We start from the raw sequence: 11,020 nt of genomic DNA, 5'->3' as shown, positions 1-11,020 counted from the left end.
GCGACGCGCGCGGCCGCGTTGGCCGGCTTCGTCGGCGTGGTGATGGCACTCATGACTTCCGCTCCCAGAACGCCGGACCCACAGCCTCGATGAAGTCACTGCGGGCTACCAAGTATCCCTCTTCGTCCACAGTGATCGGAAGCTGCGGAAGAGGACGGGTCGCCGGGCCGAACCGCGGCTTCGCGTATTCGAAGACGTCGAACTGCGACTGGTGGCAGGGGCAGAGCAGCAGACCGGTCTGCTGCTCGAACAGCGACGTCGGGCAACCCAGGTGCGTGCAGATCTTCGAGTACGCGTAGAGGTCACCGTAGTTGAAGTCCTCCTGGCCCGCGCGCTTGGTGATCGCCTGGTTCGGGCGCATGCGGATGAGCATGACCGGGGCGTCGGCGCGCTTGAGGGCGGCGACCAGGGCGTGCTCGTCGTCGCGCTCGGACTCGCGGAACGGGAAGACCGTCTCGAAACCGCCGGGCTCGACGTCCTCGGGACGCACGAGGGAGACCTCGTGGAAGTTGCCGGTGTGGCGGCGCAGGTAGACCTTCTCGCCCGGCTTCTCCGGCTTCCAGCCGGTGTGCCAGAGCGAGTTCTTGGTCTCGTTGTCCGAGTGCGGGTTCTTGACCAGCGCGCCCAGCGGAACGGCGGCGACGCCGAGACCCAGCACGCCGGCGCCGAGGCCCGCGGTGCGCTTGATCAGGCTGCGGCGGCCGATGCCGCTGCGCTCACCCGCGTCGGCGAGCTCCGCGACCAGCGTGGCGCGGTCGACCGCGGTCGACGGGCCGTCGTGGCGCTGCTGCACCGCGAGCTCGTCGGGCAGGAACTTCTTGGTGTACAGCAGGGCGCCGATGCCGAGGCCCACCACCGACAGGCCCAGGAACAGGCCGATCAGCGGGTTGTACAGGTTGTGCAGGAAGTGACCCGACTCGTTCGACGGGGACTCGTACTCCCACGGCCAGAACAGGAAGACGCCGAGGAACGCGAGCCCCGACAGCGCCGAGACGAGGAACCACACGGCCACCGAACGCTGAGCGCGACGCTCGGCGCGGGTGCCGGGGACCGGGAACTTCTCCTCGTAGTGGACGAGCTCGACGCCGTCCATCTTCGTGCCGAGCTTGACGAGGTCGTCCCGGCTCATCTCCGCGAGCTCTGCCTCGCTGGGCAGCTCGGTCGGCTTGTCGCCGCTCATGCCTTGGCTCCGATCCAGAGGGTCACGCCGATGAGCGCGGCGATGCCCACGATGAACGCGATCAAGCCCTCGGAAACAGGTCCGAACCCACCCAGGGCGTTGCCGCCGGAGTTGTTGTTCCCGTCGGTGACCGACTTGACGTACGCGATGATGTCTTTCTTCTCTTCCGGCGTGAGCTGGCGCTCGCCGAACTTCGGCATGTTCTGCGGACCGCTCAGCATCGCCGTGTAGATCTGCTCCTCGGTCACACCGTCGAGCGCCGGTGCGAACTTGCCGGAGGACAGCGCGCCACCACGACCCGTGAAGTTGTGGCAGCTGGCGCAGTTGAGGCGGAAGAGCTCGCCACCGCGGGCGGGGTTGTCGCCGCGCAGGGCCTCACCGGACTCGGAGGGCTTCTTCGGGCCCTCGCCACCGTTCGCGGTGATGTAGGCCATCAGCGCGTTGATCTCCTCGGGGGAGAGCTTCGCGGGCTTGCGGATGGCCTGCGCCTCCTGCCGCGCCATGGGCATGCGGCCGGAGGAAGTCTGGAAGTACACCGCCGCGTCGCCGACGCCGATCAGGCTCGGCCCGCGGCCCTCGACACCTTCGAGCGAGTTGCCGTGGCAGCTCAGGCAGGTGTTCAGGTAGATCTGCTCGCCCTGGCGGACCAGTGCGTCCTGCTGCTGCGCCTGGGCGGTCTGCGCCTGGGGCGCGAAGGCGGCGAACAGCATGCCGGCGCTCAGCAGGCCGAAGCCCAGTGCGAGCAGTCCGGCGACCCGGCGGCGCAGCTTGGTGCGGGCGCCGCGGGGGCGTTTCGTCGTGGTGGTCATGGTGTGCGGCAACCCTTGCTGTCAGTTCGGGAGCTCGTGGCTTGGCTGCGTGCCGGCTGGGTCAGGGCACGATGTAGATGATGGCGAACAGGCCGATCCACACGACGTCGACGAAGTGCCAGTAGTACGACACGACGATCGCGGAGGTGGCCTGTGCCGGCGTGAACTTGCTGAGCTTCGTCCGGATCAACAGGTAGACGAACGCGATCAGACCGCCGATGACGTGCAGGCCGTGGAAGCCGGTCGTCAGGTAGAAGACGGTGCCGTAGGCCGAGGACGGGATCGTGGTGCCGTTCTCGACGAGCTCGATGTACTCACCCGCCTGACCACCCACGAAGATCGCGCCCATGATCAGCGTCACGATGTACCAGCGACGCAGACCGAAGACGTCTCCCCGCTCCGCCGCGAACACGCCCCACTGACAGGTGAAGGACGACGCGACCAGGATGATCGTGAAGACCGACGCGTAGGGGATGTTCAGGTGCGTGGGGGGCGGGGGCCAAGGTCCCTCGTTCTGGGCCTTCACCGTGAAGAACATGGCGAAGAGGCCAGCGAAGAACATGAGCTCGCTGGACAGCCAGACGATCGTGCCGACGCTGACCATGTTCGGGCGGTTCAGCGAGTGCACGCGCTGGCCGATTGAAGGCGCTGCCGTGGTCACGAGCAGCATTATTGCTTGCGCTATTTCCGTCCGCCCATCGGGTCCTGGGCAGATCTTGGGCCGGGCGGGTCACACACAGGTGATCGCGAGGAGATCGACGAATGAGCTTGCTGGGCCGATTGCGCGACGTGCTGCGCAGGTTCCTGGGTCGCGAGGAGGAACCGTCGCTGGCGGTCGACGACCCGGACCTCGTCGTCGTGGTCGAGGCGTTCGACATCGCAGAGGCCGATTCGGCCGCTCTGGCGCGGTCCCCGCGGTGGCGTTCCGACGACCTCGCCGTGCTCCGACATCACGTGCGCATCCCCGCTGACCAGGTAGAACGCGCGCGGGAGCTGCTCACGCCGGACGGCTGGGTGCTGGTCGCCGGTGATATATCGCATATCAGTCGGGTGCAGAAGCTGGACGCGTTGCACTGCGCCCAGGAGCGGTCGCGGATGGCCTCGCTGGCGCAGCGGCTCGGCGGCGAGGCCCTGGGGTGGGACGCCCTGCAGAAGCCGGGCGAGCCCGCCCGATAGCATCACGGCGACCTTGGTCACTTTCTTCAGGACCGCAGTCGGCAGTCGCAGCGGAGGGCCCAGAGATGAGCACGCAGACCACGAAGATCCTGGTGTTCAGCCACCGTCCCGAGGTGCGTGAGACGATCATCACTGCGATCGGCCGCCGTCCGGCGCCGGACCTGTCCCGCGTCGAGTACGTCGAGGTCGGCACCATCGCGGACGTCCTCTACGAGGTCGACAACGGCACCGTCGACCTGCTGATCCTCGACGGTGAGGCCCAGCCGACCGGGGGCATGGGCCTGTCGCGCCAGCTCAAGGACGAGATCACGAACTGCCCGCCGGTCGTCGTGGCCGTGCGCCGCAAGGACGACAGGTGGCTCGCGACCTGGTCGCAGGCGGACGCGGTGCTGGTGCACCCGCTCGACCCGCTGGCCGCCGCCGAGACCGTGGCCGAGGTGCTGCGGGGCTCGGCTGTGCCCGTCGTCAAGGGCTGATCCCGTCATGAGCCAGCGCACCTGGCCCTCGCTGCTCAACCGGCTGCTCGACGGCGTCGACCTGACCGCGGACGACACCGCCTGGGGAATGGACCAGGTGATGTCGGGCGAGGCGACGGCGGCGCAGATCGCGGCGTTCATCGTCGCGCTGCGCGCCAAGGGCGAGACTCCGGAGGAGGTCGACGGCCTCGCGACGATGATGCTCGAGCACGCGAACCGGTTCACGGTGGACGTGCGGGCGACCGACATCGTGGGCACCGGCGGCGACCACTCCGGTTCGGTGAACATCTCGACGATGGCCGCGATCGTGACGGCCGCCGCGGGCGTGCCCGTCGTCAAGCACGGCAACCGGGCCGCGTCGTCGCAGTGCGGCACGGCGGACGTGCTGGAGGCGCTGGGCGTCGCGATCGACCTGCCGGCCGAGGGTGTGCGGGAGACCGTGCGCGAGCTGGGGATCGGGTTCTGCTTCGCGCCGGTGTTCCACCCCGGTTTCCGGCACGCGGGCCCGGTGCGGCGCGAGATCGGCATCCCGACGTCGTTCAACCTGCTCGGCCCCCTGACGAACCCCGCGCAACCCACCGTCGGCCTGATCGGCTGCGCGCGGGCGGCCGCGGCGCCGCTGATCGCCGGCGTGTTCGCGCGGCGCACCAACACGGCGCTGGTGGTGCGGGGCGACGACGGCCTCGACGAGATCACCACGACCACGACGACGTCCGCGTGGCTCGCGCAGGACGGCGTGGTGCGCACCGCGACCATCGATCCGGCCGTGCTCGGCGTGAAGCCCGCCCGCGAGGAGGACCTGAAGGGCGGCGACCCGTCGGTCAACGCCCAGGTGGTCCGCGACCTGGTGGCGGGAAAGACCGGATCGGTGCGGGACGCGGTGCTCGTGAACGCGGCCGGGGCCATCGCGGCGCACGGCGGGTTCTCCGATGACCTGCACGCGGACCTGACGGCCTCGCTGAGCCGCGCGGCCGGCGCCATCGACTCCGGTGCCGCGGCGGGCCTGTTGAGCCGCTGGGTGGAGCTCTCACAGGCGTTGAAGGCGTCCCCGAAGTAGGGCCTCCGAGTAGGCCCGGAGCAGACCTTGCGGGAACCGCGGAGCGGTTTCGGTCACGCGTCGTCGTCGGCGCGTGACCCTGCTCGCACGGACGCCGCATCGGCCTAGCCCGAGCGAGTGATCGGCCGGAGATGCGGCTCACGTGGTAACGCCGTGGCAATCCTCACCTGGAATGCTGGAGACATGGCCTTCCTCTACCCGGTGATGAAGCACGTCGTCGCTCGCACAGCCCGTCTCGTCTACCGCCCGGTGGTCGAAGGTCTGGAGAACATCCCCACCGACGGCCCCGTCATCCTCGCGGCCAACCACCTGAGCTTCATCGACAGCGTCGTGATCCCCATGGTCGTGCCGCGCCGTGTGTCGTTCCTCGCGAAGGCCGAGTACTTCACGGGCACCGGCCTCAAGGGGTCGCTGTCGCGCTGGTTCTTCTCCTCGCTCGGCCACGTGCCGGTGCACCGCGGCAAGGGCCGTGACGCCCGTGCGGCCCTCGACACGGCCGCCGAGATCCTCGCGCGCGGAGACGCGTTCGCCATCTACCCCGAGGGCACGCGCTCGCTCGACGGCATGCTGCACCGCGGCCGCACGGGCGTCGCCCGCATGGCGCTCGAGTCCGGCGCCCCGGTCATCCCGGTCGGCATCATCGGCACGGACAAGGTGCAGCCCGTCGGCAGCAGGTTCCCGAAGATCGTCCCGGTGACGGTCCGCTTCGGCGAGCCGCTCGACTTCAGCCGCTACGAAGGCATGGAGGAGTCGCTGCCGGTGCTGCGCAGCGTCACCGACGAGATCATCTACCGCATCCTGGACCTGAGCGGCCAGGAGTACGTGGACGCGTACCAGAAGACCCCGGTGCCCGCGGCGGCGTGATTCCCGCGGAAACCACGAAGGCCCTCTCCGTCACGGAGGGGGCCTTTTTCGTGCGATATGCGATGTGTCACATATCAGCGGCAAAAATTCGAGGCCCCCTCCGTGACGGAGAGGGCCCCGAACGAACCTGCGCGATATCCGGTATGTCGGATATCAGTCGTGGTTGGGACCGGTGTGGTACTCGAACACCAGGCCACCGACCATGATCAGCACCATGACGACGGCGATCACCAGCAGCCACACGTGCCAGAACGCCACCGCGACACCTGTGGTCGCCGCCGCGGCCGCGAGGCCGACCGGCCAGTACGAGCCGGGGCTGAAGAAGCCCAGCTCACCGGCGCCGTCGGACACCTCGGCGTCGGGGTTGTCCTCCGGCCGCACCTCGATGCGGCGGGCGACGAACCGGAAGTAGGTGCCGGTGATGAGGGCCAGGCCACCGGTCAGCGCGAGCGCCACCGTGCCGGTGGGCTCGACGTGGCCGGTCGCCAGGTGCGTCCAGTAGCCGTAGACGACGGCCATCAGGAACGAGAAGGCCATCACCAGGTCGAATACGCGAGCTTCGATCTTCATCGCGGAATGTCCCTACTTCTGGCCCGCGCCGGAGGCTTCACGAGCCGTCCGGTCGGTGTTGAACGGGGTCGTCGTCGTGGCCAGCGGTGAGCACCACTCGTCACAGTTCACCTGGGAGAGGGCCTCGGCCGTGGTGTACGGCTTGCCCGTCTTCTCGTTGATCTCCTTGCGGAGCGCGATGTACTTGTCGAAGTCGGCCTGCTCGAGCGCGCGGACCTCGAAGTTCATCACCGCGTGGTACGAGCCGCAGAGCTCGGCGCAGCGGCCGACGAACGCACCGGGACGGTCGATCTGGTCGATCTGGAAGACGTTGTCCTGGTTGTTCTTCTCCGGCTGCGGGAAGACGTCGCGCTTGAAGTGGAACTCCGGCACGAAGAACGAGTGGATGACGTCCGTCGAGCGCAGCGTGAACTGGATGCGCTTGCCGGCCGGCAGCACCATGATCGGGACCTCGCCCGAGGTGCCGACCGTGCTGACGACGTTGCCCTCTTCGGTCTTGTGGTCCGGGTACTGGAACTCCCAGTTCCACTGGAACGCGATGACGTCGACGTTCACGTCGGGCTTGCCCGACTTGTCCGTGACGTAGTTCTGCGTGATGGCGGTGAAGTAGAACAACACCGCCACGATCACCGTCGGCACGACGATGAGCACGATCTCCAGCGGGAGGTTGTACGCCGTCTGACGCGGCAGCTCCTCCGACTTCTTGCGGTGGAACACCACCGACCACAGGATCAGGCCCCACACGATGACGCCGACGACGAGCGCGGCGATCACGGACCAGGTCCAGAGCTCGCGCATCTTCTCGGCCTGCGGCGTGACGGCCTGCGGCCATCCGAAGCGCAGCACCTCGTCCGTGGAGCAACCGGTGGCCCCGATACCGACCAGGCTCACAAGCCCAGCGGTCTTCACCAGCCGGGATGCCCTGGTGCCCTCCTTCAGGCCCACTGCTCGCCCGCCTCCTCGTTCACAACTACTGGTCATGCCAACGGATCAAGCGGGAGCGTAGCCCAGCGCAACCTCGCTCACCCCTTGGGGGCACCGCCGCTGCGGTGCAGTTTCGGTCACACGGAGCCCTTTCGGCATACTGGGGACTTCCCCGTGGTCTTCCCCTTCATGTCTTTTGAGAGGTGCGAGAGCCTTGTGCGGCCTGGCAGGACTTGTTTGCCCCAGCGAGAACGAGGCTGAGAACGCACGTCCGGCGGTGGAGGCGGCGCTGCGCTGCATGCGGCACCGCGGTCCGGACGAGAGCGGCACCCGCCGGGTCGACGAGGTCGTCTTCGGCTTCAACCGCCTCGCCATCATCGACATCGAGCACTCCCACCAGCCGCTGACCTGGGGTCCGGCGGAGTCGCCGAGCCGGTACACGATCAACTTCAACGGCGAGATCTACAACTACCTCGAGCTGCGGGCCGAGCTCACCGAGAAGCACGGCGCGGTCTTCCACACCGACGGCGACACCGAGACGATCGTCGCCGCGTACCACTACCTCGGCCCGGCGGCGATCTCGAAGCTGCGCGGCATGTTCGCGTTCATCATCTGGGACGCCGAGCGCGAGGTCCTGTTCGGCGGCCGCGACCCGTTCGGCATCAAGCCGCTGTACTGGGCGCAGGGCCAGAGCGGTGTCGCGTTCGCCAGCGAGAAGAAGGTCCTGCTGGAGATCGCGTCCTCGATCGGCATCGCGCCGAAGATGAACGTCAAGGGCCTGCAGCACTACCTCACGCTGCAGTACGTGCCGGAGCCCGAGTCGCTGCACGACCCGATCCACCGCGTCGAGTCCGGGCACTCGTTCACACTGGTCCCGGGCGAGTCGCCGCGGTTCGAGCGGTACTTCCCGGCGCAGTTCAAGGTCCGCACGGTCCGCAGCGAGGCCGAGGCGAACGCGCTGTACGACGAGATCACGGCCGCGCTGCGCGACTCGGTCGCCAAGCACATGCGCGCGGACGTGACGGTCGGCTCGTTCCTGTCCGGCGGCATCGACTCGACGGTCGTCGCGGCCCTGGCCAAGGAGCACAACCCGGACCTGATCACGTTCACCACGGGCTTCGAGCGCCAGGGGTTCTCCGAGGTCGACGTGGCCGCGGAGTCGGCGGCGCTGATCGGCGTGAAGCACGTGGTCCGCACGGTCAGCGCGCAGGAGATGATGGACTCCCTGCCGCTGATCACGTGGTACCTCGACGACCCGGTGGCCGACCCGGCGCTCGTGCCGTTGTGGTTCATCGCCCGTGAAGCGCGTCAGCACGTGAAGGTCGTGCTGTCCGGTGAGGGCGCGGACGAGCTGTTCGGCGGGTACACGATCTACCGCGAGCCGCTGTCACTGGCGGGCTTCGAGAAGGTGCCGGGCGCGCTGCGCAAGGCGATGGGCAAGGTCTCCACGAAGATCCCGCACGGCGTGCGCGGCAAGGACCTGCTGCGTCGTGGCGCGTTGACGCTGGAGGAGCGCTACTACGGCAACGCGCGCATCTTCCTCGACGACCACCTGCGCCAGGTGCTCAAGACGTACGACCCGTCGGTGTCCCACATGGACGTGACGGCGAAGCCGTACCGCGAGTCGGCCACCTGGGACCCGGTGACGCGCATGCAGCACGTCGACCTGTTCACGTGGCTGCGCGGCGACATCCTGGTCAAGGCCGACAAGATGACCATGGCGAACTCGCTGGAGCTGCGCGTCCCCTTCCTCGACCCCGAGGTCTTCAAGATCGCGTCGCAGATCCCGAGTGAGTTGAAGATCACGAAGGACACGACGAAGTTCGCGCTGCGCAAGGCGATCCGCGACATCGTGCCGGCGCACGTGCTGAACCGCCGCAAGCTCGGCTTCCCGGTGCCGATCCGGCACTGGCTCAAGGACGAGATGCACGACTGGGCCGTCGACGTCGTGCGCGCGTCGCAGACGGACCAGTACATCGACAAGACCGCGGTGCTGCGGCTGATCGAGGAGCACCGCTCGGGCGTGCTCGACCACAGCCGCCGCATCTGGGCGCTGCTGGTGTTCATGATCTGGCACGGCATCTTCGTCGAGGGCCGCATCCAGCCGGTGGTGCCGGAGCCGCACTACCCGGTCAAGCTGTAGGTCGTGGGGCCCCTCTCCGGAGGGGCCCTCTCCCGTTCTACCGGCGTCCTTGCGCGCTGCACATCGCGTACGAGCTGAGGACGACCTCGGGGGACGCCATCAGTTCCAGGTAGCGGTCGAACTCGGCGTCGGTGAGCGGGAGCTTCGCGCGCACCAGGCGTGCGGTCGTGGCGAGCAACCGGCAGCCGGCGGACCCGCCCTCCCACTCCTGCACGTCGCGGGAGCCGCTGACGTCGTTCAGCCCGGCGTCGAGCAGCGCCCTCTCGATGCGCGCGCCCCACGCCAGTTCGGCGCCTGCCTGGTCGAGCAGCGTCAGCAGGGCGTTCTTCACCTGCATGATCAGCTTCGCGTCGTCGGGAGCGGCGGAGAGGACTTCGAGCGGGAGGCAGTCGAACTCCTCCAGCACGAGCCAGCCGCCGGGCCGCAGCGAGTCGCGCAGCTTGCGCAGGACGAGTTCGCGGGCAGGCAGGTAGAAGAGCACCAGACGGGCGTGGACCAGGTCGAACGCGTTGCCCGGCAATATGTTGGACACCACGTCGTGTTCGAGGACCGTGACGTTGTCACGCTCCTCGAGCCGCCTGACGTCGATGTCGGTGACCGTCACGTGCCCGGACGGGGCGACGACGTCGGCCAGCCAGTTCGCCACCGATCCCCCGCCACCTCCGACCTCGAGGCAGCGCCAGCCGTCCGCGACACCCAGCTGCTCGACGCGGGCGAACGTGCCCGCGTCGAGCAGGGAGCTCAGCGCGTCGAACTTCGGGTCGGGCGACTCAGCGGTGTCGCCGAACAGGTACGTCCCCATTGTCCGATCATGGCAGGACGGGGGCGATCTCCTCAGCGGCTTCCGCACCGAACGCGCCACGAATGCGGGCGAGCGCCGCCTCGCGCTCGATCACCCACTCCTGCGTGCCGACGGTCTCGAGCACCTCGACGGCGATGAACGAACCCAGCTGAGCAGCGCGTTCGATGCTCAGGCCCGCGGTGATGCCCGCCAGGAAGCCCGCGCGGAAGCCGTCGCCGACGCCGGTCGGGTCGGTCTTCGCGACCTCGGGGACGGCGGGGACGTGCAGCGAGAAGCCGTCGCGGTCGACGATCTCGACGCCCTTGGCGCCGAGCGTGGTGACGCGCTTGCCGACGCGGGCGAGGACGTCGGCCTCGGTCCAGCCGGTCTTCTGCAGCAGCAGTTCCCACTCGTAGTCGTTGCTGAAGAGGTACTCGGCGCCCTCGACGAACGCGCGCGCCTGGTCGCCGTCCATGCGGGCGAGCTGCTGCGACGGGTCGACGGCGAACTTGTAACCGCGCTGACGGCACTCCTCGGCGTGGCGGAGCATGGCCGCGGGGTCGTCCGGGCTGATGACGACGAGCTCGAGGTTCTCGACACGACCGGCGATCGGCGCGAGCTCGATGTTGCGCGACTCGGCCATCGCACCCGCGTAGAACGAGGCGATCTGGCACATGTCGTCGTCCGTCGTGCAGACGAACCGCGCGGTGTGCGCGACCTCGGACACGTACACACCGGACGTGTCGACGCCGTGCCGCTCGAGCCACGAGCGGTAGTCGTCGAAGTCCTTGCCGACGGCGCCGACGAGCACCGGCCTGACCCCGAGCACACCGAGGCCGAACGCGATGTTCGCGCCGATGCCACCGCGACGGACCACGAGGTCGTCGACCAGGAAGCTCAGTGACACGCGGTCGAGACGCTCCGCGACCAGCTGGTCCGCGAAACGACCCGGAAAGTGCATCAGATGGTCGGTCGCGATGCTGCCGCACACGGCTAGGGGCACGTCGGCTCCTCTTTTCTTTGTTGCGCTACGTGACAAC

12 protein-coding genes are annotated in these 11,020 nt (G+C 68.4%); 5 read left to right on the top strand and 7 right to left on the bottom strand.

Going from position 1 to position 11,020, the window contains the following annotated elements; all coding sequences use genetic code 11:
- Positions 1 to 49: 49 nt before the first annotated feature.
- From qcrA to ctaE, 3 genes are all read right to left on the bottom strand, one after another.
- A complete protein-coding gene (gene qcrA / locus BMY74_RS33515) occupies positions 50 to 1,180 on the bottom strand; it encodes a cytochrome bc1 complex Rieske iron-sulfur subunit (RefSeq protein WP_089922508.1) in 1,131 nt (376 codons plus the stop codon).
- Positions 1,177 to 1,989 (bottom strand): cytochrome bc1 complex diheme cytochrome c subunit, encoded by an 813-nt coding sequence (gene qcrC, locus BMY74_RS33510; RefSeq protein ID WP_089922507.1) that lies wholly within the window; start codon positions 1,987 to 1,989, stop codon positions 1,177 to 1,179. Before qcrC ends, qcrA begins: the two co-directional genes overlap by 4 nt.
- A gap of 61 nt (positions 1,990 to 2,050) precedes the next feature.
- Positions 2,051 to 2,659, bottom strand: coding sequence for an aa3-type cytochrome oxidase subunit III (ctaE, locus tag BMY74_RS33505; RefSeq protein WP_089922506.1), 609 nt, complete (start codon positions 2,657 to 2,659; stop codon positions 2,051 to 2,053).
- A 92-nt stretch (positions 2,660 to 2,751) separates the two neighbouring features.
- Here ctaE and BMY74_RS33500 point away from each other — a divergent pair, with 92 nt between their 5' ends.
- From BMY74_RS33500 to BMY74_RS33485, 4 genes are all read left to right on the top strand, one after another.
- Positions 2,752 to 3,165: a hypothetical protein gene (locus tag BMY74_RS33500; protein ID WP_089922505.1), complete on the top strand. Its 414-nt coding sequence runs from the start codon at positions 2,752 to 2,754 to the stop codon at positions 3,163 to 3,165.
- A gap of 65 nt (positions 3,166 to 3,230) precedes the next feature.
- Entirely contained in the window at positions 3,231 to 3,641 is a 411-nt protein-coding gene (locus BMY74_RS33495) for a hypothetical protein (RefSeq protein WP_089922504.1), read from the top strand.
- Between the two features lie 7 nt (positions 3,642 to 3,648).
- Positions 3,649 to 4,698: an anthranilate phosphoribosyltransferase gene (trpD, locus tag BMY74_RS33490; RefSeq protein WP_089922503.1), complete on the top strand. Its 1,050-nt coding sequence runs from the start codon at positions 3,649 to 3,651 to the stop codon at positions 4,696 to 4,698.
- 183 nt (positions 4,699 to 4,881) lie between these two features.
- Entirely contained in the window at positions 4,882 to 5,562 is a 681-nt protein-coding gene (locus BMY74_RS33485; RefSeq protein ID WP_089922502.1) for a lysophospholipid acyltransferase family protein, read from the top strand.
- Between the two features lie 153 nt (positions 5,563 to 5,715).
- On the opposite strand, the gene BMY74_RS33480 is transcribed toward BMY74_RS33485, so the two are convergent.
- Together BMY74_RS33480 and ctaC are read right to left on the bottom strand one after the other, a co-directional pair.
- A complete protein-coding gene (locus tag BMY74_RS33480) occupies positions 5,716 to 6,132 on the bottom strand; it encodes a cytochrome c oxidase subunit 4 (RefSeq protein WP_089922501.1) in 417 nt (138 codons plus the stop codon).
- A 12-nt stretch (positions 6,133 to 6,144) separates the two neighbouring features.
- The gene (gene ctaC / locus BMY74_RS33475; protein ID WP_245786494.1) at positions 6,145 to 7,077 is read right to left on the bottom strand and encodes an aa3-type cytochrome oxidase subunit II; all 933 of its coding nucleotides are present in this window, start codon (positions 7,075 to 7,077) and stop codon (positions 6,145 to 6,147) included.
- A 193-nt stretch (positions 7,078 to 7,270) separates the two neighbouring features.
- Between ctaC and asnB the strand changes: the two genes are divergently transcribed.
- On the top strand, positions 7,271 to 9,199 hold the full coding sequence (gene asnB, locus BMY74_RS33470; RefSeq protein WP_089922499.1) for an asparagine synthase (glutamine-hydrolyzing): 1,929 nt from the start codon (positions 7,271 to 7,273) through the stop codon (positions 9,197 to 9,199).
- A 37-nt stretch (positions 9,200 to 9,236) separates the two neighbouring features.
- Here asnB and BMY74_RS33465 read toward each other — a convergent pair whose 3' ends face one another.
- Together BMY74_RS33465 and BMY74_RS33460 are read right to left on the bottom strand one after the other, a co-directional pair.
- Entirely contained in the window at positions 9,237 to 10,001 is a 765-nt protein-coding gene (locus BMY74_RS33465; RefSeq protein ID WP_089922498.1) for a class I SAM-dependent methyltransferase, read from the bottom strand.
- Positions 10,002 to 10,008: 7 nt separating this feature from the next.
- Complete coding sequence (locus BMY74_RS33460) at positions 10,009 to 10,941, bottom strand: carbohydrate kinase family protein (protein ID WP_089922541.1); 933 nt, start codon at positions 10,939 to 10,941, stop codon at positions 10,009 to 10,011.
- Positions 10,942 to 11,020: the final 79 nt, after the last annotated feature.

The organism is Lentzea albida (genome assembly GCF_900111005.1).
In the GTDB taxonomy this organism is placed as follows: domain Bacteria; phylum Actinomycetota; class Actinomycetes; order Mycobacteriales; family Pseudonocardiaceae; genus Lentzea; species Lentzea albida.
Note: the sequence above shows the minus strand (reverse complement) of the source record. Positions and strands in the feature narration are given on the sequence as shown.

Excerpts from the sequence above, each read along its gene's own strand:
- trpD (WP_089922503.1), top strand. The coding sequence starts at position 3,649 with ATGAGCCAGCGCACCTGGCCCTCGCTGCTCAACCGGCTGCTCGACGGC.
- BMY74_RS33500 (WP_089922505.1), top strand. The coding sequence starts at position 2,752 with ATGAGCTTGCTGGGCCGATTGCGCGACGTGCTGCGCAGGTTCCTGGGT.
- BMY74_RS33495 (WP_089922504.1), top strand. The coding sequence starts at position 3,231 with ATGAGCACGCAGACCACGAAGATCCTGGTGTTCAGCCACCGTCCCGAG.
- BMY74_RS33485 (WP_089922502.1), top strand. The coding sequence starts at position 4,882 with ATGGCCTTCCTCTACCCGGTGATGAAGCACGTCGTCGCTCGCACAGCC.
- BMY74_RS33480 (WP_089922501.1), bottom strand. The coding sequence starts at position 6,132 with ATGAAGATCGAAGCTCGCGTATTCGACCTGGTGATGGCCTTCTCGTTC.
- qcrA (WP_089922508.1), bottom strand. The coding sequence starts at position 1,180 with ATGAGCGGCGACAAGCCGACCGAGCTGCCCAGCGAGGCAGAGCTCGCG.
- BMY74_RS33460 (WP_089922541.1), bottom strand. The coding sequence starts at position 10,941 with ATGCACTTTCCGGGTCGTTTCGCGGACCAGCTGGTCGCGGAGCGTCTC.
- BMY74_RS33465 (WP_089922498.1), bottom strand. The coding sequence starts at position 10,001 with ATGGGGACGTACCTGTTCGGCGACACCGCTGAGTCGCCCGACCCGAAG.
- ctaE (WP_089922506.1), bottom strand. The coding sequence starts at position 2,659 with ATGCTGCTCGTGACCACGGCAGCGCCTTCAATCGGCCAGCGCGTGCAC.
- qcrC (WP_089922507.1), bottom strand. The coding sequence starts at position 1,989 with ATGACCACCACGACGAAACGCCCCCGCGGCGCCCGCACCAAGCTGCGC.